This is a genomic window from Bacillus pinisoli (assembly GCF_023036475.1).
Classification (GTDB): domain Bacteria; phylum Bacillota; class Bacilli; order Bacillales; family SA4; genus Bacillus_BS; species Bacillus_BS pinisoli.
Genome location: NZ_JAJQKI010000002.1, coordinates 1 through 20,246, shown reverse-complemented (window position 1 = coordinate 20,246; position 20,246 = coordinate 1). Strand labels below are relative to the sequence as shown.

The window sequence follows — 20,246 nt, the reverse complement described above, 5'->3', positions numbered from 1 at the left end:
CTAAAGATTGTAGTTTATATGGAGAAGCAAAAGAAAGGAGATGGCGACATATGTAAACGTAAAGGGGTGTCGTATTTATATATGGTGCCGTTATGCTTAAAAAGTTGCATTAAGGAAACTATTGTTTCTTTGGTTAAAAAAGTATGAATTATGAAAAACAATACAACAAAATAAGTAATTAGAGGAGAGGTTTGAAAATGAAAAAAAGTCTATCTAATTTTATGCTAACGCTATTGGTGGTTGGAAGCTTGTTTTTAACAGGTTGCAATGCATCTACAACATCAGAAGAAGCGTCTGGAAAAGTAAAAGTGACAACTACTATAGCACAAATTGCTGATGCCGTTAGAAATATTGGAGGAGATCACGTAGAAGTAGATAGTCTAATGGGGCCTGGTATTGATCCTCACTTATATCAAGCTTCTCAATCGGATATTAGTAAACTCCAAGATGCAGACATTATCTTTTATAATGGACTGCACTTAGAAGGAAAAATGTTAGAGATATTTGAAAAGATGAATAAAGATAAACCTACTTATGCAATTGCAGACTCTATTCCAAAAGAACAACTTCGTAAAGATCAAGACGATGAAACGGCGATGGATCCCCATGTATGGTTTGATATTGATCTTTGGATTATTGCGTTAGAGCAAGTAAAAGAAGGTTTAATTGAACTCGATCCTGAAAATAAGGAAGACTATGAAAAAAATGCAGCAGCGTATTTTGCTAGTCTAACAGATTTAAAGAAGTACGCAGAAGAAGAGATTTCAACGATCCCTGAAACACAGAGAGTCCTTGTAACAGCGCACGATGCATTTAATTATTTCGGAGCAAAATATGATATTGAAGTAATGGGGCTACAAGGTTTAAGCACAGATTCGGAATTTGGTTTAGGTGATATTCAAGAACTAGTGAACACGTTAGTCGATAGTAATATTAAAGCAGTATTTGTTGAATCTAGTATCTCTGAAGACTCCATCAATGCGGTCATTGAAGGGGCAAAAAATAAAGGCCATGAAGTGAAAATTGGTGGGGAACTCTTCTCTGATGCTATGGGGGAGGAAGGTACGGAAGAAGGAACTTATATTGGAATGTATCGTCATAATGTTGATACGATTGTAGGCGCGCTTAAATAGTAAGGAGGAGTATATATGAATGCTGTTGACGTTTCTGGTTTAACAGTTGCCTATCATAAAAAGCCAGTGTTAATAGATGTTAAGTTTTCAGTTCCGAAGGGTAAGCTTATCGGGATTGTAGGACCAAACGGTGCAGGGAAATCCACTTTAATCAAAGCGATTCTCGGTCTAATCCCAAGTACTTCTGGTGAGGTGAGTATTTTTAATAAAAAATACTCACCTAAAAACAAAACAGTCGGCTATGTCCCTCAAAGAGGATCAGTTGATTGGGATTTCCCTACCAATGCACTAGATGTTGTGCTGATGGGAAGATATGGTCATTTAGGTTGGATTAAACGTCCTTCGAAAAATGATATCCACTTCGCGATGGAATGTCTTGAAAAAGTAGGGATGGAAAGTTATGCTTCACGACAAATAAGCCAATTATCTGGGGGCCAACAACAAAGAGTTTTCTTAGCTAGAGCATTAGCACAAGATGCTGAAGTATACTTCATGGATGAACCATTTGTTGGCGTTGATGCAGCAACGGAGAAGGCGATTATCGCCTTACTAAACGAACTAAAGGAACTAGGTAAAACAGTCCTTGTCGTACACCACGACCTACAAACTGTTACAGAGTATTTTGATTGGACACTTTTACTAAACCGTAAAGCTATTAAATGTGGGCCGACAAATGAAGTGTTTACACTTGAAAATTTACAACAAACGTATGGCGGAAGATTGTCTTTTCTTGAACGAGATCAAATGTTAATTCAACAATAAAAAGGTGTTGATATTAAAATGAGTCATATATGGTATTCAATTATGACAGACGGAAACACGCAATGGGTGTTACTAAGTACATTGCTTCTTGGAATGGCAAGTGGTGTACTGGGAAGTTTCGCCTTACTACGAAAACAAAGTTTAATTGGTGATGCAGTAGCTCATGCAGCCTTACCAGGAATTTGCTTTGCCTTTATGTTTACAGGAGAAAGAGACTTCCTTTTCTTACTAATAGGTGCTACTGCTACTGGATTACTTGCTGCCTATACCATTCAATTTATTAGAAATACAACTAGAATTAAAGAAGACACAGCTATATGCCTAGTACTCTCTGTTTTTTTTGGACTTGGAATCGTTCTTTTAACAAAGGTTACAAAAATGGCATCAGGTAATAAAAGTGGATTAGATGATTATATTTTTGGTCAGGCAGCAGCTCTAGTTGGTACGGATGTAAAGATAATGGGAATTACAGCTACTTCTCTAATAATCGTGACTGCTTTACTATTTAAAGAGCTTAAGGTGAGTACATTTGATCCTCAATTTGCAAAAGGGATCGGCTTGCCTGTTGGATTTCTTAATCTTCTATTCTCCTCACTGCTTGTGTTAACAGTTGTTGTAGGTATTCAAGCAGTTGGAGTCATTTTAATGGCTGCCCTCTTAATTACACCTGCAATCGCGGCTAGATACTGGACTGATTCGCTTCGAGTCATGGTGGTCATATCTGGAATTATCGGTGGTGTGTCTGGAGCAATTGGGACTATAATTAGTACACTTGGAAAAGGACTACCAACAGGACCCTTTATTGTTGTAGCTGCTACGATCGTGTTTTTATTCTCTATGTTATTTGCACCAAGTAGAGGATTACTTGCTATTTGGATAAGGAGAAAAGCAAATGACCATAGAATTGCAGCACGTGCAACATTAAAGAAGCTATATAAGCTAGCTGAACAAGGAGAAACTCAAATAAAAGAGCAACAGTTAGATACAAAACACTTAATGGCTCAGTCCCGTTATCAGAAAATAATTAGAGAAATTAGCAAGAAGGGATTTGTCACTTTTAATAACAATCACATCATATTAACAGATAAAGGAAAACAACGTGCTGAAGAATATATCTTTGTTGATGAGTTAGTTGAATTAAAAGAAATGTATCCAAGTGAACTTAGTAGTTTAAATCTAGACTATATTGAAGAAAGTCGGAAAGAAGGACTTTCAAAAGAGCAATTTCAAGCATTGAAGAGAATGCTAAATCAAGTTTACCAACAACATCCTTTTCTAACCAGAAGAGGAGGTACCAGCTATGAGCTATGAGATTTGGATCTTGGTTACAGGAGGCTTAGTTGGCTTGTCTTGTGGAATCATGGGTTGTTTCTTAATTCTTCGAAAGATGTCAATGCTTGCTGATGCTATTAGTCATACAGTTTTATTAGGTATTGTGTTAGCCTTTTTAATTAGTCATAGTTTAAACGGTGTATACATGCTGATCGGTGCAGCAGTGGCAGGCCTTGTAACAACCTTTATTGTTCAATTATTAAGTTCTGGAGGAATTCAAGAAGATGCAGCGATCGGGGTTGTATTCACTTCATTATTTGCAGTGGGTGTTATCTTACTATCTCTTTATGCAGGTGATGTACATTTAGATGTTGAGCATGCATTAATGGGAGAGATTTCATTTATCCCTTGGGAGACAATAAGCCTTCCGTTTATAGGAGATATTCCGAAAGCAGTCGTGATGTTAGCGTCTATCTTTATCTTAAATTTACTATTAATCAATCTGTTTTATAAGGAATTCAAAATCACTTCATTTGATCCGAGTATGGCAGCAGCAATTGGCATTCCCGTTTTAGCCATTCATTACATTTTAATGGGCATGGTATCTGTTACAACGGTATCTGCTTTTGATAGTGTTGGTGCAATCTTGGTTGTTGCCATGCTTATAGCTCCAGGAGCGACTGCCTATTTGCTAACGGACCGTTTTAAAACAATGCTTTTATTGAGTGGAGCCATCGGTATTTTTGACTCAGTGATAGGCTATTATGGAGCAAAATTATTTGATGTTTCCATATCTGGATCAATGGCAGTTGCAGCAGGTCTCGTATTCTTATGTTCATGGATGTTTTCTCCTAAGTATGGACTTCTTTCTAAATGGATGAAAAGAAGTTACAGTGAAAAAAGTAAAACATTTTTAGAACAATAAACCGTTTAAATTATAAGGAAGGTTGTATTCATTCTGTACTTATAGTAAAATTTTGTGATATATGGAAAAATTGGAGGGTACAGAATGCCTACACCAAGTATGGAAGATTATATAGAGCAAATCTTTCTCCTTATTGAGAATAAAGGATATGCCAGAGTATCCGATATTGCCGAAGCTTTATCTGTACATCCCTCATCAGTAACGAAAATGGTTCAAAAGCTTGATAAAGATGAATATTTAATTTATGAGAAATATAGAGGTCTTATCCTAACATCAAAAGGTACTAAAATAGGAAAAAGACTGGTGTATCGTCATGAGCTATTAGAGCAGTTTTTACGATTGATAGGGGTTAAAGAAGAAAATATTTATTCAGATGTAGAAGGTATTGAGCATCACTTAAGTTGGGATTCTATCGACAGAATTGGAGACCTTGTCCAATTTTTTGAAGAAGAAGAAAGCAGGCTTAAGGAATTAAAAAAGGTTCAGGTTCAAAATGAAACATAACTAAGGATTGATCCTATTTGGCGGATCAATCCTATTTTTAATGATTTGCTCCATTTATTCCCTCGTACTAAGAATTATAATTTAGTTTGAAAGATAGTTACTATAAGAATCAGCCTAACAAGTAACAAAGTATTAGAAAAGAGCCTAAATTAAAGTCTATAAAGATAATTATACAGTCGTAGTTCTTAGTACTAATATGCATAAAATATAATTAATTAGGAAGGATAACCAAAAAAGTATATGTGGAGGGCATCTTTCTTGGTAAAGGTATTATTATCTTTCTTTCTACTGTTTTTTATGTTTGAGCAACAAAGTTTTGATGCAGCCTCATTAACGTTGGACGACTGTATAGCCTTATTAAATGAAGAGATTCAACAAGATTTATATCTAAGTTTCCCAGACTTAAAAGTAATTGAAGAAGATCATCATCATTGGCACTATACCTATGAGGAAATAGCTAAGAAAATCGGTAAAAGTAATAAGCGTGACCGACGGCTGGAATCTCTAATCCAACTTTTTCATGGTTCATCTTTAGGCAATAAACATTTGTTAGTTCTTAAGAATAATCATACTCATTCATTAGCAGATGCATCACGAGGGTATATATACTATAAAGAGGTGAACGGAACGAATGTTCTGTTAGAAATAAAACGAAATAAGAAAAAATGGAAAGTTGTGAAGAAACGCATAGGTAGAGGTCGATACATAACGTTAAGGGATATCAATCGAGAATGTATGATTAGCTACTAGAAGCTGGAACACAAGTATTTCCCTTAATAATAGCCCCGAACTATTAGGTAATCTTTTAAAACTTTAACCTAAGAAGTTCGGGTCTTCTATTTGGTTATGTCTCAAACTCTGTCTTACCAATTAACTTACTAGTTTGGAAAATATGTTAATATAAAAGGTGTATCAAGACAGATATCTAAAGAGGAATTAACAGCTATACTTTAGTAGATTCATAGAAAGAGATAAAGTCTATTTTTTGACACGAGTTAGATCATAAAGATAGTAGTGGAGTGAATCTGGATTACTAAATCACTAATTTCGAGGAGAGAAATCATGTCTAATAAATGGACAGCAAGCAAGATCTATACATACATACTAACTAAATTAGCTGGTGCTGGCTTTATATTAAGCCTAATTGGTTTGTTTCTATTAATTAATAATAGATTTGATTTATTTGACTTTAGTGAAACCTTATCAACTCCATTCTTATGGGTGATTCTATACGGTTATGGAATCTTCTGTTCACTTGTCATTGACTTACTAAATCTTAAGTATAATTTAAATGATGTTGTGAGAAGAGGACTGTATATAGGAGCCGGATTTATAATTTTTCTAATTCAAGGGGTAAACCTGATAACGATTATGGCTGGAGTGATTGGTGCTGGATCAGCATTTCTATTCTATATAGCAATGAATCTCTCTTCAAAATCAAAGTTGTTTAAATATATCTTTTCCATTGCTTTACCTATCATTTTAGTAATAGTAGCCAGTCTAGATTTTACTGTCAAGAAGCACTGGGTTGAGCGGTTAGATCATACAAATAAAACTTTTTCAGCAGAGTTTGACTACTTTAACGGGCATCACGAAATTCCTATCCATGTGGAAAAGGGAAATACTTTAACCTTCTCGGTTGACATAATAAATAAAAATGGTGGAGGACATGGACTACATATACTCGATGATCATAATAATCTAGTTGGCATAAATGAAACGAATAATCATACATACTCATTAAAAGCTGAAAGGGAACAAGCATATAAAATAGTGTTGAAAGGTGATGACCTACAAGGAAGTTATTTTGTTAAATGGACAGTTGAAGAATAAAGATAAGGAATCGGTTTTGACCGGTTCTTTTTTAATTGCTCTTTTCGGTCCTAGACAATATAAGCCCCAAGTCTTAGTAGAAAATATTGCTAAGGTTCATTATAGAAAATCTTTAATCGAGATAGAATGAATGCAAGAGATTAGAAAGGAGGTAAACTTATATGAAAAAGTTTTTATTATTTATTGGAGGTCTAACTGCTTTAGCCATCGTCGTTGCTAATCTAGGCCCAATGGTTTTATTAGGAATTAGTGTCTGGCTGCTCTATTTGATTTTTAAGCAGTTTGTTAAAGTCGATTCAACTTTAATGAAATGCGGATGGGTGATAGTTGGATTTGTAGTCCTTAGTATTGCAGTAGCTAATATTTATGCAATAATCGGCGTGGTTGCCGCATACGGTCTTTACCTAATTGTGAAAGAGTGGAAAGTAAAGAAAGTTGCACAAGATGAAAAAAACGAGAATGACCCTTTTACAAATTTTGAAAAACAATGGGCAGAATTAACAAAATAAACAGTAGAGGAGAATGTATAATGGCAAGCTTATTTTCAAGACTAAGGGATTCAATTTCAGCAGACTTGCACGAATTGGTGGATGCAAAAGAAGAGAAAAATCCTATTGCTAAATTAAACCATTATTTACGTCAAAGTGAACACGAAACTGAGAAGGTTAGAAAACTAGTTGAAAGACAATACCGATTAAAGGAGGAATTCCAAAAAGAATATCAACAAGCAATGAATATGGCGACTAAACGAAAATATCAAGCAGAGGTCGCTCGACATGCCGAAGAGAACGAATTAGAAAATTATGCTCTGAAGGAATTTGGAGAATACGAGGCACGTGCTTCACGTATGAAAGAGATGTATGATTCTTCGAACATGCAACTCCTTGAGCTTGAACAGAAATATGAGCAAATGAAGCATCGGTTAAAGGATATGCAAATAAGAAGAATGGAACTTATGGGACGAGAAAATATAGCCAGAGCTTCTTACCAAATTAATCAAATATTCGAAAATACAGCAGACCAATCATTTTCGCGATTTAATGAAATAGATCAATATATTCAGAACTTGGAACACAAAGTAAACAGTGCTTTTTATCGTAATACTTTTGACAGTAAAATAGCGATGCTTGAAAAAGAGTTAAAAGAAAAAACTACCATTAACTAGAATATGGTATTCTAAGAGTAGATATATGAGACGCAGAAAAGTACTGCGTCTTTTCGTCAATTAAAAAGCAGTTCAATATTGATCCAGCAATGAAAGGGGGGACCTTATGTTTAATCGATTATCTACTGATACACTTAATAAACTATTAATTATAGGGACAGCCCTCTTAATTTTTGAGCTGCTCTTCATGAATGAAGGATTAATCTTCACAGTTGCTTTTTCTTCTTTAGTAGTCTATCTAGGATGGAAGAAATACAACAAACTTTTTGGTAAAGTATTTTTCTGGTTTGGTCTTGTTTTACTAATCATTACAATTTTAAATATGACAACTTTTCGCTTTCTATTAGTTGCTGCCATTATTTTCTTTTTGATTAATTATTTTCAGTATCAAAAGTCTCCATCAAAAATAAAACCTTATAAATCTCGTAACATAGATACATCTGATCAAGAATCTTTAATTAAGGTTGAACCTTTATTACAACAAAGGCTATTTGGAGACGAAAAGACAAGTGAACTTACCTACGAATGGAACGATATAAATATTCATGGAGGTTTTGGAAATAGAGTGATTGATTTAAGCAATACCGTTCTGCCAGATGAAGCCATTATTTCAATTAGACATTTTGTCGGGAATATCACTGTCTATGTTCCATATGAGGTTGAAGTAAGTTTACTTCATAGTTCTCTATTGGGGAGAGTAAATATATTTGGTAACACTGGTGAAAGACTAATAAACCAAACGCTCTCTTATAAGACACAAGATTATTTAATAAATAAACCACGTGTGAAAATTATTACCTCTATATTGTCTGGAGATATTGAGGTGAAGAGAATATGATTCTAGTTTTAAAACAGACAGTGGTTATTGTAGTGGTCTTCATGATAGGTATCTTATTAGTTTTGCTTCTTACTTTTTTAACATTCCCTCCAGACCAGATCAATGAAATATGGTCAGCCCATGTGTACGGATTTTCATATTGGATGCTCGTTTCTATTCTTACAATTAGCATTGGATTTATTAGCGGGATTACGTACGCATTATTTTGGCGAGAAAAACTTAACCGGATTCATCTGCAACTTGAAGAGCTAGTAAGAGGAAAGAAAGTTGTCGTAAGTAATAACAAAAGTCTTAAAGAAATGATAGAGATTGAGCAACAAATTATTAGGCTGGAAAGAAAATTGATGAGACAGGCAGAAGTTTCCCAACGACTTGTTACAGAAAGGGCAAATGAACGGGAACAAAGTTTACAAGAGGTGGTCATACAAGAGCGTAATAGACTAGCAAGAGAGCTTCATGATTCTGTTAGTCAGCAGCTATTCGGAGCTTCTATGCTTATGTCTGCAATAAATGAAACTTCCTCCAATACTGAGTCAAAATTAAAGAAACAGTTACTATTAGTTGAGAACATGATTCATCAATCTCAACTAGAAATGAGAGCACTACTATTACATTTACGCCCTGTTGCATTAAAAGGAAAGTCATTAAAAGTGGGTATTGAAGAATTATTAAAAGAACTGACTCACAAAGTGCCTATGACGATAAATTGGAAAGTTGAATCCTTTGAGCTGGATAAAGGAGTAGAGGATCACCTATTTAGAATACTTCAGGAGTCTGTTTCAAATTCACTTCGTCATGCTAGCGCCAACTCTTTACAAGTTATCTTAATCAAGCGTGATGAGCAGGTCATTTTGCGTGTAGAAGATGACGGTGCTGGATTTAAAGTAGATGATGTAAAATCAAGTTCGTATGGTTTGCAAAATATGCAAGAGCGTGCACTAGAAATAGGAGGTACATTAAAAATTGTTAGTGTAGAGAACCAAGGGACTCGCTTGGAAGTTAAAGTCCCATACATAACAAATGAGGGGTGAGATGATGATAAAAGTATTGTTTGTGGATGACCATGAAATGGTTCGAATTGGTGTATCAGCTTATTTATCTGCACAACCTGATATTGAAGTTATTGCAGAAGCAGATGATGGAACAAAAGCAGTGGAACTTGCTCTGAAAGATAAACCAGACATTATTTTAATGGACCTTGTTATGAAGGAAATGGATGGTATTGAAGCTACGAAGAGAATAATAGAATCATGGCCGGAAGCTAAGATTATTATTGTAACTAGTTTTTTAGACGACGAGAAAGTGTATCCTGCTTTAGAGGCAGGTGCAGCGAGTTATATGCTTAAAACGTCAAAAGCTAATGAAATAGCTGATGCAATTAGGGCAACCTTTGCAGGACAAACGATCTTAGAGCCTGAAGTCGCTGGCAAGATCATGAATAAGATGCGACAGAAACATATAACACAACCTCATGATGAATTAACAGAAAGAGAACGTGAGATTCTGTTACTCATGACAGATGGCAAGACTAACCAGGAAATTGCAAATGAACTCTTTATTGCTGTAAAGACAGTTAAAGTACATGTGAGCAACATTTTAGCAAAACTACATGTTCAGGACCGAACGCAAGCTGTAATTTATGCATTTAAACATAATTTAATCAGTCCAGAATAAATTTCACATAGGAGTATAGGTATGGAAGTCTATGACTATAGAAAAATATACAAAAATTTATATAGAGGTAATCCTCAGTTAATAGAAATAGTAGAGGTGCCATCCTTACATTATGTGGTGACCAAAGGAAAGGGTCAGCGAAATGTATATAGCATACATGAAGGAGAAGGGCTATGGTCATTAAGCAGGGTTGTTAATCGGCTAAAGGATATGTCTAAAAATAATTCGCAGAAAAAATTTAACCTAATGCCTCTAGTAATAATTTGGTCAAAGGTGGAGACAGAAGCGAGTGATTGGACGTGGACTGCTTACATGCAGCTGCCAGAATTTATCACTTCTGATATGTTTACTCAAGCTCTTTTAGAATTAGAAAGGCGTAATCGTAACGTAAAAGTACCAGTCAGGTTAGAAATATATGATCAACAGCTTGCTGTTCAAGCAACCCATCTAGGTCCCTATAACCAAATAAATGAAACATATAAATAAATAACCAATTACTGCACTAGCAACGATTATAGTATAAGAGGAGAGAAACGTGAAATCTACATTAACCAGCCGTTTTGTAATCCACCTGAAAAGCTCAAAACGATAATAAGAGCGGAAATTACAATGTGAAAAATACATACCTTAAATTATCTTAAATCATCGGAAATTCCAAATTACCCCTTAAACGTCCAGAAGTAATTCAGGGTGAAATTAATTATTGGAATGATGACAATAGTTATTAATTCTCCAATAACATAGTGATAGCTAAGTACATTTACAATTGTATTCATAATGAAATAGTTTAGAGTAAACCCAATAGCCGCTACTATATAAAAGCGAGTTAGCTTCTTCTTCGTATAATTCCCTCCGAATGTAAATGTCTTATTAAGAATGAAAGAGAAAAATGTCATAATGATAAACGCTATGGCAGACCCTAATACAGGTTCTGAACTGAAAACTTCAACGAAAATGTAGACTGACAGAAAGTATATAATCGTGCTAATAATACCTACTCCACTGTATTTTAAGAATTTACTCAAAAAATCTCTTACTACCAACATATAGAGTTCCTTTCTATTTTTTCTATTGTTCATCCTTTTTTATTTCATAAGAATCATTTTTATAGTTTGAAGTAGTGCAACTCTCTAGACTAATAGCGTAGACGATGAACGACTAGGCAACTATCCGACATTTGGAACTTGTATGGAAGCAAACAAATCTATACGTAAAATCCTGTTTTAGATAGTTTAGGTTACAAGACTGAGTTTACACTTATTCAAGATCGATGAAAAGCGCAGGATTCACTAGTTGGGATTGTACACAAATAAACTGATTTTAGTTGAAAGGATAGAAAAAGATCTAACTACAGCTTACTCTTGATGAAATACTCCGAGATGATAAGCCGAATTTTCTTAGGCATTTTGCAAGAAATAAGAGCAGAAGTGCTCTTTTTTGTTGGGTTAAAGTATTTTTGAATCTGAGAAAGTCCAGAAATAACAGCTAAGAATACTAAATTTTGTGATGTCCACAAACAAGTACAATTATATCCATTAGTGAATAGGGAATAAAAATGTAAACTTTCCGGCTAAACTGTTGTTTTTTGTACAAAATATACGTAATTGAAAACATGTTAAATAAAGGCTCTTTTCTAAAACTTTGTTGCTTACTAACCTAATTCATCTGAAGTCCAACACACTTTTATGAATAAATTTTCGTATTTATCGATTAGAAAAGACCTAATTGAAGGATTCACGATTTGATAAATATCTAATCTAAGAAAAGAGTGGGATAAATTGAGTCAACAAGAGTTATTTCAGCAGATCATAGATAGAAGACGAGAGCTTTCATCTTTGTTTCATCAATATTGGGAACAATATTCTAGTTTTCATACTTGGCAGTTTTGGGTAAACGTCTCATTTCTACTAATCCCGCTTGTACTCTTAGCTCTTTTTATCGACAGAAAACGTATTTTTGAAATTGGCTTCTTTGGCTTTGCTATTCATTCCATTTCTATCTACCTAGATGTATTTGGGATTCACGAAGGATATTGGGGATATCCTTATCAAGTAACTTCTTACCTCGCTTCAAATTTTGCTTTGGACGGTTCTCTGCTTCCAATAAGCTGTATGTTTATGTATCAGTTTACTTACAAAAAAGGTTTCATCTTCTATACAGGTATGATTGGCTTGGCCATTCTGTTTTCATTTATTGTTAAACCATTATTTGAGAAGATGGGTCTATTCTATTTAAATCCTACTATGACTTATCCTAAGCTTTTTCTATATTATATAGGAGGGGTAGTCATTGCGGTCATCATTACTAAGATCTTTCATAAATATTCCAGAACAAGTTCAGTTACTTGAAAATAAATAAAAAGGGGAATTCAAATGGAGGCGCATAAGGTTAAACTAACCTCGTCCGAGTATTCTAGTTTATGGGCAAATTATATTGGTGACAGTATGTCAATTTGTATATTTACCTTCTTTCTTTCTCATATCGAGGACGTAGAGATAAAACCTATTGTTGAGCATGCATTGTCTATTTCAAAACAACATTTAAATATAATTTCAAAAATATTTGAAGCAGAAGGAATACCTGTTCCACGAGGATTTACGAGTGAAGATGTAAATACTCAAGCACCACGTTTATTTGAAGATACATTCTATTTACAATACATAAAGCATGTAACAAAAGGAAGTTTAGCTACATACTCTGCTGTTTTACCCAATGTGTTTAGACAAGACATACGTCATTATTTTATATCGTGTCTTACCTCTACAATGGAGTTGTACGATAAGGCTACAGACTTGCTTTTGTCAAAAGGGTTAGAAGTTAGATCACCATATATTCCTTATCAACAACAGGTTGAATTTGTAGAAAAGCAGAGTTTTCTATCGGGGTGGTTAGGGGAACAACGGCCTCTTTCGGGTTTGGAGATTACACACTTATACGCAAACATACAAACAAATAAGCTAGGACAATCATTATCATTAGCTTTTGCTCAATCTGCAAAACAAAAGGAAGTTAAGGAATATATGCTAAGGGGCATTGAAATTACCAAAAAGCATATAGATAGCTTTTCAAACCTCTTAAAAACAAACTATCTTCCTGTTCCAATGACTTCTGATGAGATGGTATCAGAGTCTACAATTGCACCATTTTCTGATAAGCTAATGATGTATCACATTGGCCTATTAAGTGCTACAGGGATGGGTAATTATGGTCTTGCTCTCTCTTTATCTCCAAGAAAAGATCTTGCAGCCATGTATGTAAAGTATATTGCTGAGACTGGCTTATATGCTGAAGATGGGGCTAATATTAATATTAAGCATAACTGGATGGAACGCCCACCGCAGGCAGTAAATCGAGATCAGTTAACGAAGTAGTACTCGTGAAAAAAAGTTATAAAATAACTTCTTTATACCATTATTTTTCTATGCCATACTTTTTGGAGTATGGTTTTTTTATATTAATTTTTCGTTCACGTCAGACTTTTTCACTCTGTGAAACGTCTAATTAATGATAAGAACAAATTGGAGATGGATGATAATGATAACTGCCCAAAAGATAGACCGAGAACAGGAGTTACTGGATTTATACTCCTTATATAGTGACAGTATTTTAAAATATATAACAATGATGATAAAAGATTATCATCGTGCAGAGGATTTAACTCATGAGACATTCATACGTGCATTTAACAAATTGAATCAAGGAGAACAAATGATTCATCCTAAAACATGGCTCTTTAGTATCGCAAGAAATATTACGATTGATTATATGAGAAGACAAAATAAATATAGAAGTTTGTTGAATTTATTTCAAAGTCAAATAGAGGCATCTAATGAGACGGAAAGAATGTATCAAATAAGAGAGGAGTCCGTTCAATTATACAAAGCTTTAACTAGTCTAAAAGAATCCCATCGAGAAGTAATCATACTCCGAAAAATTAAGGAGTTTTCCATACTAGAAACTTGTCAGATTCTTGGCTGGTCAGAAAGTAAAGTAAAGAATACATTGGCTCGGGGGTTAAAAGTTTTAGAAACTAAGCTTTTAAAAGAGGGGATTATTTATGAAGAGAATCGATAATTCATTAGATACTGCTTTAAAGAAACTAGATCTAAATACAATAATAAACGAAGATAATAATAGTGAAATAAGAAATCGTATTCTAAATGATATCCATCAACCGATCGTTGTTCAAAAAAGAATCAGGCTGTCTTTATTCCCTCGTATATTAACAGTTGGTGTGTTCTTAATAGGCATTTTCTATATAAGTTCGTTATCCCTAAGTGAGCAAGCTATTTTTGACACAAAAAATAAAGATGTACTTTCTAATATAGTGGAAACTCCTAAGGAGTCAACAGAAACAAACCAGTTGGTGCCTTCCATTAACTATAAACAAGCAGAGGGCTTAATAGGAAGTGCATTCGCAAGTTTTACAATTGTGCTGCATCAAGAGGGTGGCGGCAAGCAAGCAGAAACCTTTGAATATAATGGAGAAACCTATCGCTACTTAGGAGATAGTTTCTTCAATTCTAAAGATGCCCTCTATGAATATTTACTAAATAGCTATACCGTTGATATAGTAGAAAAAATTTACACTGATTATAAATTTATGATGCATGAAGGACGTTTGGCGCATCCACATAAAGATGATTATTTCTTTAAGGGACGTAATTTCTTAGATTGGCAACAGGGTACTGCAACTATTAGTCAAATAAATGAGACGGAAGTGGAAGTGAGTCTAGAAGTACCTTATTTTGAAAAACAAAGTGATGAAGAAGCGAAGTACACCTCCCAGGTAGTACGATTAAAGTATGTTGCAGATCAGGGATGGAGAGTCGCGAGCTTTTTGCCAATTACATTGGAATGAATAAAGGCTGTTTTCGTAAAGATTGTTGCTTTCGTAAAAATCTTAATAGCCGGATTTTTTACTCGGTAGTACAGCGTCCAGTGCTATCAATAGAGAGAGTTGATCTTTTCTAACAATAATTACTTCGATATACCTTACAAAAAGGGTACGTTTTTAGAAATATTAGCTTGAAAAACAACAAAGCTTTAGAAAAGAGCCTAATAAATTAGCAGACTGCTGCAAGTTAGCGGTCTTTTTTTATGTCACGTTTTTATAATAAGACTGTAATAACGTGTTTTGACTTATAATTAAATATAAACTGTATGTGTGAGAAGTGAAGGTGGTTATAAATGTTATTTGGATTTAAAAGCTATAGTAGTAAAGGAGAAGAGTTTAGTATTGACGACGTTGTTAGTATTTTAATAGAGGAGACAGGAATTACTTCTATTCTGACGATCTTTGTGTTATTCGTAACGATTACTTTAGTTGTTGTTTTTACGTTGAAAACGGTATCCTCTACTAGAATATTAGGTATTCTTGGGGCATTCATTTTTTTCTTTACTTTTATATTCTCCGTGTTCCCACTGATTAAGGATCATAAGGAAACGATGGAACTAATCGAACTAAAAGAGAATGTAAGAAAAGTAATCGCAAAAGAGAAACCCACGATTTACTCTGTTGTTCAGACATCATTTATTTCTAAATCTCTTCAATCAGATGGTTTATTTTGGTTTGATGAACTTAGCCAAACTGATTCGTGTGTAGCTGGTGTTGTTTTACAACTTATAGACCAAGACGACAATACGTTTTTTGTAACCGGACCTGTAGAGCTAGAAAAAAATGAGGGAGATTTACATTTATTAGAGGCATACACGATCCAAGAGAAAGAAAAGCTAGAGCTATATCAAGGGAAATTATTAGTCTCTGAATCAATTTATTTGGAAAATGATTGCGAATGACACTTAATGTTTCGTAGATGTTTACATTTCTTTTTTGGAAGATAAATTAGCGGGGAGTGAGATCGTGTAATGAACAATAAAGTAAAGACAACCTTGGAACTTAATATCATTGCTTCTCACTTTTACGTGATAGAGAAGCAGTGATAGACGTATTATTTAGTATAACCAGCTAGCCACAGGGTAACGGAAACCCCTGTGGTTTTTTTTGTTTCAATTAAAGGCTGTATTTCTAGGGTTATTGAACCAAAGTATTACGTAATAGAAGGCTGTTTTCGCAAAGATTGTTGCTTTCGTAAAAATCTCAGGAAGCCGGATTTTTACTAGGTAGTACAACGTCCAGTCCTTTAAATAGAGAGAGCTGCTCTTTTCTAACAATTATTACTTCGTTTTTTCGTACAAAATAGGGTGGATATTTAGAAGTGTTAGCTTGAAAAGCAACAAAGTCTTAGAAAAGAGCCTAAAAGAAAGAGGAGCTTACACTATGATGAAACTTAGTAAGATGATGAAAATTTTAAGAACTGTAGACTAAAACTGGAATAGAAGTTTTATTGAAAATGAAATCCTTTATAGGTGGAATTCTGATCCTGGTTCTGCATATTTTTACCGTGCCTCTTCAAATTTTATAGTTGTGTTCAAAGAAAAAGGTTTGACAAAATTTCTAAGATTTATTGATGTCGAAGAAAAATCTCTTGATCATTTACAATCTGAGATTGAGTTATTAAAAGTTTTATCTAGTCAAAATCTTGAAGTCGCAATGCCGGTACTTTCAATAGAAGGCCAGTACAATGAAAAAATACATTAGTTAAAATTTAAATGTAAAGAGATTAGAAGAAAGTCATCTAGTTTGCAGAACAATCTATCTATTTAATAAGATTAGATGATTCTAAATACATACAAAATTTTGGAAAATAACGTATAATGAATAAGACAAGTAGAAAGGAGCTTAAATTATGAGTACTACAACATATAAGACAAGAGAGTCCGTACCGGCTAAAGAAACCTGGAGACTAGAAGATATTTATAGTGATTCGTCAACATGGCAAACTGATTATGATAAGATTGTTGAATTGACAACAAAATTAAAAGAATTTTATCAAAACATTCACAATGGTGAGTCCTTGTTAACATATTTGAAGTTAGAAGAAGAAACTAACTTCCTCTACAGAAAAGTCTTTGCTTATGGAATGCTGTTAAATGACCTAGATACTCGCGTTACACATGCGCAGGTATTACGTGATAAAGCGACTCAATTAGGACAACAAATTAGTGCTGCTCGATCATTCTTCATGCCTTTCTTGTTAAGCTTGGATGAAGAAACTCTTAAAGAATACATAAGTGAAGCGGATGATCTTCGATATTTTGAAAAGGATCTATATGAAGCATATCGATATAAAAAACATGTTCTAACAAAGGAAAAAGAAGAAGTACTTGCCTTAATGGGAGAAGCACTCTCTGCACCAAGTAAGATTTTTGGCATGATCAACAATGCGGATATTAAGTTTGGGGAAGTTACGAGTGATGGTGGAGAGAAAGTGGAACTGACTCGTGGCATGTTCGCAAAAATTATGAAGAATGAAGATAGAGAAAAGCGGAAAGAAGCATATAAAGCGTATTACAAGCCATACGTAGAAGGTCAAAATACGATTGCCGCAACATTAGCTGCTGCCATCAAGAACAATGTGTTAACTACAAAGTTAAGGGAATATCCTTCCGCCTTAGAGAAAGCCTTATTTGCTGATGTTGTACCTAAGGAAGTATACGAAAACCTCCTTAAGGTAACGAAAGAGAATATTTCTCCTATGCATACATACACAGAAATTAGAAAAAAACTGCTTGGAGTCGAGGAATTGCGACCGTATGACTTAAGTGTCCCTCTTGTTAAAGGGGTTGAAAAGGAAATATCATACGATGAAGCTTATGATATCATGTTAAAAAGTCTTGAGCCACTTGGGCAGGAATATGTTTCAACATTAAAGAGTTTTAAAGAAAAACGTTATTTTGATGTTAGGGAAACCCCAGCCAAACGTTCAGGAGCCTATAATATGGGGGTATACGGAGTCCATCCCTATGTCCTACTTAACCATCAAGATGATATCCGAAGCTTATTTACGTTAACGCATGAATGTGGTCATGCCATGCATTCATATTATAGCGGTAAGTATCAACCGCAAATAAGTGCAGGGTATTCAATCTTTGTTGCTGAAGTCGCTTCAACCGTCAACGAGATTTTATTAATTCGTTACTTATTAAAAACAACAGAAGACAGTAAGATGAAGAAATATCTTCTAAATTATTTTATAGATAGTTTTAAGGGTACTTTCTTTACACAGGTCATGTTTGCAGAGTTCGAAAAGATTACACACGAAAAAGCTGAGAACGGTGAGCCATTAAATGTTGATGTTTTTAATTTAATATATGAAGAGATTTTCAGCGAATATAACGGTGATACTCTCGTTCTTGACGACGAGGTGAAATATGGATGGTCTCGTATCCCGCACTTCTATCGTCCATTCTATGTATACAAATATGCAACAGGATATGTATCAGCCATTGAAATTGCCGACCGAATTCTTTCAGGTGACCATGAAACCCTAGAGAATTACTTGACTTTCCTAAAGAGTGGGAGTTCAGAATACCCATTAGAACTTCTTAAAAAAACGGGAGTAGATTTATCCAAACCTGAGCCAATTCAAAACGCATTAGCTATTTTTAGTGATTTAGTTGATGAGTTTTCAAAGTCATAACAGATAAGACGAGTATGTTCAATGAATATTCTCTTTTTTTCTTAATGGGTAACAGAGGGAGTGGTATATCTGGATAAAAGAAGATTTAAGTTAATTCTAACAGCTATAATACTTATGTTCTTAATAGGTTGTAGTAAACCAACCAATGGTGAGAATTATGTTGCCTATATTTCGGCTAATCCTGAATCAGAATATGAAAAGACAATAGAAGAATTAGGGATGGGGATCCTTTATGATTTTCAAATTGACCTACCGTATGCGGACAAGACGAAAGTGAATCTTTGGATTGAGGGCTATAAGGATGGTGAAAAGCTTCCAGAGGATTTATCGGGAATTGGATTCGGGCACAGTCCTGAAAAAGAAGAAAAAGGTCGTTTAGGTTTTGCATTATTTAAACCTAGTACTGGAGAGGAATCCTTGATGATCTATACTCCTTCTGGAAGAGTAGAGCCTCATCACATTAGCCTTAATCCAATAGAGGCTTCTAAACCTTTTGGTTCAGGATACGGGATAAGTAATGATCAAGTTGGAATTAGGTCAGGAGAAACGATAACACTGGCAGTTTTTCAGCAGAGTACAAATAACATTATAGAATCATTCGACTTTCAAGACGAAGATTCCATTAATGAGATGATAGAAAAGGGTTATACTGTACTTCTATACAAGATGAAAGCTGAGAAAGATAAGTAGTCATAAATTTAGCTTATCTAAAAAAATCTAAAAACCTTTAAAACTGGTATATACCGGTTCTAAAGGTTTTTTCGTTTTAGATCCAAAATAATGAGTTTTTAATCATCTTCTAGTCCAACACTTCTAATTAAAGACCAAAAGGATACATCTATTTTAGCCCATCCAATAACTAGCAAGCTTTTAGCTACTAACTATTAGATATTGCTGCATGGTAGACGATCTAATTATAATGGAAAAAAACAACATTAGCGTTGCTGTTTAGTTTATGATAAATTAAGAGTCCGCTCCAGTTTGCGAGTGTAAGTAGATTTGATATACAGTGAATTAATTGGAAACAACTTCATATTGAAATCTCTGATTGAAACATGGTATATTGATAGTCCGCTCCAGATTGCGAGTGTAAGTAGATTTGATATACGTTGAATTAATTGGAAACAACTTCATATTGAAATCTCTGATTGAAACATGGTATATTGATAGTCCGCTCTATATTGTGAGTGTAAGCAGATTTGAAATACGGTGAATTAATTGGAAACAACTTCATATTGAAATCTCTGATTGAAACATGGTATATTGATAGTCCGCTCCAGATTGCGAGTGTAAGTAGATTTGATATACGTTGAATTAAATTGGAAACAACTTCATATTGAAATCTCTGATTGAAACATAGTATATTGATAGTCCGCTCTATATTGCGAGTGTAAGTAGATTTGATATACGGTGAATTAATTGGAAACAACTTCATATTGAAATCTTTGATTGAAACATGGTATATTGATAATCTTTCTAAAGAGTTCTTTGAAAACTAAACAAAACGTCAAGCGTGTTGGTTTATAAAACCGACAACAATTTTTTGAAAACTTATTAATGCCAGCGCATAATAAGGAAGTTTATTTTCGCTAACGCG

At 34.3% G+C, this 20,246-nt stretch carries 21 protein-coding genes; 20 read left to right on the top strand and 1 reads right to left on the bottom strand.

Annotated elements, in window-relative coordinates; translation table 11 throughout:
• The first annotated feature begins 197 nt into the window (after window positions 1–197).
• The 13 genes from LT143_RS02435 to LT143_RS02375 all read left to right on the top strand — a co-directional run bounded on the left by LT143_RS02435 (window position 198) and on the right by LT143_RS02375 (window position 10,592).
• On the top strand, window positions 198–1,133 hold the full coding sequence (locus LT143_RS02435; protein WP_246939246.1) for a metal ABC transporter solute-binding protein, Zn/Mn family: 936 nt from the start codon (window positions 198–200) through the stop codon (window positions 1,131–1,133).
• 15 nt (window positions 1,134–1,148) lie between these two features.
• Window positions 1,149–1,895: a metal ABC transporter ATP-binding protein gene (locus LT143_RS02430; protein ID WP_246939243.1), complete on the top strand. Its 747-nt coding sequence runs from the start codon at window positions 1,149–1,151 to the stop codon at window positions 1,893–1,895.
• An 18-nt stretch (window positions 1,896–1,913) separates the two neighbouring features.
• The gene (locus tag LT143_RS02425; protein WP_246939240.1) at window positions 1,914–3,206 is read left to right on the top strand and encodes a metal ABC transporter permease; all 1,293 of its coding nucleotides are present in this window, start codon (window positions 1,914–1,916) and stop codon (window positions 3,204–3,206) included.
• Window positions 3,196–4,092: a metal ABC transporter permease gene (locus LT143_RS02420; protein WP_246939237.1), complete on the top strand. Its 897-nt coding sequence runs from the start codon at window positions 3,196–3,198 to the stop codon at window positions 4,090–4,092. The genes LT143_RS02425 and LT143_RS02420 overlap by 11 nt, the downstream gene beginning before the upstream one ends.
• An 84-nt stretch (window positions 4,093–4,176) precedes the next feature.
• Window positions 4,177–4,596 carry a transcriptional regulator MntR gene (gene mntR, locus LT143_RS02415; RefSeq protein WP_246939234.1) on the top strand — a complete coding sequence of 140 codons (420 nt, stop codon included), beginning with the start codon at window positions 4,177–4,179 and terminating at the stop codon, window positions 4,594–4,596.
• Window positions 4,597–4,854: 258 nt separating this feature from the next.
• The gene (locus LT143_RS02410) at window positions 4,855–5,346 is read left to right on the top strand and encodes a hypothetical protein (RefSeq protein WP_246939231.1); all 492 of its coding nucleotides are present in this window, start codon (window positions 4,855–4,857) and stop codon (window positions 5,344–5,346) included.
• Window positions 5,347–5,658: 312 nt separating this feature from the next.
• On the top strand, window positions 5,659–6,429 hold the full coding sequence (locus LT143_RS02405) for a hypothetical protein (RefSeq protein ID WP_246939228.1): 771 nt from the start codon (window positions 5,659–5,661) through the stop codon (window positions 6,427–6,429).
• A gap of 161 nt (window positions 6,430–6,590) precedes the next feature.
• Complete coding sequence (locus LT143_RS02400; RefSeq protein ID WP_246939226.1) at window positions 6,591–6,938, top strand: lmo0954 family membrane protein; 348 nt, start codon at window positions 6,591–6,593, stop codon at window positions 6,936–6,938.
• A gap of 20 nt (window positions 6,939–6,958) precedes the next feature.
• Entirely contained in the window at window positions 6,959–7,594 is a 636-nt protein-coding gene (locus LT143_RS02395) for a PspA/IM30 family protein (RefSeq protein WP_246939223.1), read from the top strand.
• A gap of 106 nt (window positions 7,595–7,700) precedes the next feature.
• Window positions 7,701–8,432 carry a cell wall-active antibiotics response protein LiaF gene (gene liaF, locus LT143_RS02390; RefSeq protein ID WP_246939220.1) on the top strand — a complete coding sequence of 244 codons (732 nt, stop codon included), beginning with the start codon at window positions 7,701–7,703 and terminating at the stop codon, window positions 8,430–8,432.
• Window positions 8,429–9,463 carry a sensor histidine kinase gene (locus tag LT143_RS02385; protein WP_246939216.1) on the top strand — a complete coding sequence of 345 codons (1,035 nt, stop codon included), beginning with the start codon at window positions 8,429–8,431 and terminating at the stop codon, window positions 9,461–9,463. Before liaF ends, LT143_RS02385 begins: the two co-directional genes overlap by 4 nt.
• A 4-nt stretch (window positions 9,464–9,467) precedes the next feature.
• Window positions 9,468–10,106 (top strand): response regulator transcription factor, encoded by a 639-nt coding sequence (locus LT143_RS02380; RefSeq protein ID WP_246939213.1) that lies wholly within the window; start codon window positions 9,468–9,470, stop codon window positions 10,104–10,106.
• Window positions 10,107–10,127: 21 nt separating this feature from the next.
• On the top strand, window positions 10,128–10,592 hold the full coding sequence (locus LT143_RS02375) for a hypothetical protein (RefSeq protein ID WP_246939210.1): 465 nt from the start codon (window positions 10,128–10,130) through the stop codon (window positions 10,590–10,592).
• A gap of 173 nt (window positions 10,593–10,765) precedes the next feature.
• Here LT143_RS02375 and LT143_RS02370 read toward each other — a convergent pair whose 3' ends face one another.
• On the bottom strand, window positions 10,766–11,131 hold the full coding sequence (locus LT143_RS02370) for a GtrA family protein (RefSeq protein WP_246939206.1): 366 nt from the start codon (window positions 11,129–11,131) through the stop codon (window positions 10,766–10,768).
• A gap of 753 nt (window positions 11,132–11,884) precedes the next feature.
• Here LT143_RS02370 and LT143_RS02365 point away from each other — a divergent pair.
• From LT143_RS02365 to LT143_RS02335, 7 genes are all read left to right on the top strand, one after another.
• Window positions 11,885–12,454: a CBO0543 family protein gene (locus LT143_RS02365; RefSeq protein WP_246939204.1), complete on the top strand. Its 570-nt coding sequence runs from the start codon at window positions 11,885–11,887 to the stop codon at window positions 12,452–12,454.
• A 24-nt stretch (window positions 12,455–12,478) separates the two neighbouring features.
• Window positions 12,479–13,477 (top strand): DUF3231 family protein, encoded by a 999-nt coding sequence (locus LT143_RS02360; protein ID WP_246939201.1) that lies wholly within the window; start codon window positions 12,479–12,481, stop codon window positions 13,475–13,477.
• A gap of 163 nt (window positions 13,478–13,640) precedes the next feature.
• Window positions 13,641–14,180, top strand: a complete 540-nt coding sequence (locus LT143_RS02355) for an RNA polymerase sigma factor (protein ID WP_246939198.1) — start codon at window positions 13,641–13,643, stop codon at window positions 14,178–14,180.
• Window positions 14,164–14,967, top strand: coding sequence for an IseA DL-endopeptidase inhibitor family protein (locus tag LT143_RS02350; protein ID WP_246939195.1), 804 nt, complete (start codon window positions 14,164–14,166; stop codon window positions 14,965–14,967). Before LT143_RS02355 ends, LT143_RS02350 begins: the two co-directional genes overlap by 17 nt.
• 329 nt (window positions 14,968–15,296) lie before the next feature.
• A complete protein-coding gene (locus tag LT143_RS02345) occupies window positions 15,297–15,905 on the top strand; it encodes a hypothetical protein (protein WP_246939192.1) in 609 nt (202 codons plus the stop codon).
• A 950-nt stretch (window positions 15,906–16,855) separates the two neighbouring features.
• Entirely contained in the window at window positions 16,856–18,649 is a 1,794-nt protein-coding gene (gene pepF, locus LT143_RS02340; protein ID WP_246939189.1) for an oligoendopeptidase F, read from the top strand.
• A 114-nt stretch (window positions 18,650–18,763) separates the two neighbouring features.
• Entirely contained in the window at window positions 18,764–19,339 is a 576-nt protein-coding gene (locus LT143_RS02335) for a hypothetical protein (protein ID WP_246939185.1), read from the top strand.
• Window positions 19,340–20,246: the final 907 nt, after the last annotated feature.

What these genes read in the sequence shown, in the direction of transcription:
- LT143_RS02345 (WP_246939192.1), top strand. Translation starts at nt 15,297, where the DNA reads ATGTTATTTGGATTTAAAAGCTATAGTAGTAAAGGAGAAGAGTTTAGT.
- LT143_RS02360 (WP_246939201.1), top strand. Translation starts at nt 12,479, where the DNA reads ATGGAGGCGCATAAGGTTAAACTAACCTCGTCCGAGTATTCTAGTTTA.
- LT143_RS02435 (WP_246939246.1), top strand. Translation starts at nt 198, where the DNA reads ATGAAAAAAAGTCTATCTAATTTTATGCTAACGCTATTGGTGGTTGGA.
- LT143_RS02335 (WP_246939185.1), top strand. Translation starts at nt 18,764, where the DNA reads ATGTTCTTAATAGGTTGTAGTAAACCAACCAATGGTGAGAATTATGTT.
- LT143_RS02355 (WP_246939198.1), top strand. Translation starts at nt 13,641, where the DNA reads ATGATAACTGCCCAAAAGATAGACCGAGAACAGGAGTTACTGGATTTA.
- pepF (WP_246939189.1), top strand. Translation starts at nt 16,856, where the DNA reads ATGAGTACTACAACATATAAGACAAGAGAGTCCGTACCGGCTAAAGAA.
- mntR (WP_246939234.1), top strand. Translation starts at nt 4,177, where the DNA reads ATGCCTACACCAAGTATGGAAGATTATATAGAGCAAATCTTTCTCCTT.
- LT143_RS02420 (WP_246939237.1), top strand. Translation starts at nt 3,196, where the DNA reads ATGAGCTATGAGATTTGGATCTTGGTTACAGGAGGCTTAGTTGGCTTG.
- LT143_RS02375 (WP_246939210.1), top strand. Translation starts at nt 10,128, where the DNA reads ATGGAAGTCTATGACTATAGAAAAATATACAAAAATTTATATAGAGGT.
- LT143_RS02380 (WP_246939213.1), top strand. Translation starts at nt 9,468, where the DNA reads ATGATAAAAGTATTGTTTGTGGATGACCATGAAATGGTTCGAATTGGT.
- LT143_RS02405 (WP_246939228.1), top strand. Translation starts at nt 5,659, where the DNA reads ATGTCTAATAAATGGACAGCAAGCAAGATCTATACATACATACTAACT.
- LT143_RS02350 (WP_246939195.1), top strand. Translation starts at nt 14,164, where the DNA reads ATGAAGAGAATCGATAATTCATTAGATACTGCTTTAAAGAAACTAGAT.
- liaF (WP_246939220.1), top strand. Translation starts at nt 7,701, where the DNA reads ATGTTTAATCGATTATCTACTGATACACTTAATAAACTATTAATTATA.
- LT143_RS02395 (WP_246939223.1), top strand. Translation starts at nt 6,959, where the DNA reads ATGGCAAGCTTATTTTCAAGACTAAGGGATTCAATTTCAGCAGACTTG.
- LT143_RS02385 (WP_246939216.1), top strand. Translation starts at nt 8,429, where the DNA reads ATGATTCTAGTTTTAAAACAGACAGTGGTTATTGTAGTGGTCTTCATG.
- LT143_RS02430 (WP_246939243.1), top strand. Translation starts at nt 1,149, where the DNA reads ATGAATGCTGTTGACGTTTCTGGTTTAACAGTTGCCTATCATAAAAAG.
- LT143_RS02400 (WP_246939226.1), top strand. Translation starts at nt 6,591, where the DNA reads ATGAAAAAGTTTTTATTATTTATTGGAGGTCTAACTGCTTTAGCCATC.
- LT143_RS02425 (WP_246939240.1), top strand. Translation starts at nt 1,914, where the DNA reads ATGAGTCATATATGGTATTCAATTATGACAGACGGAAACACGCAATGG.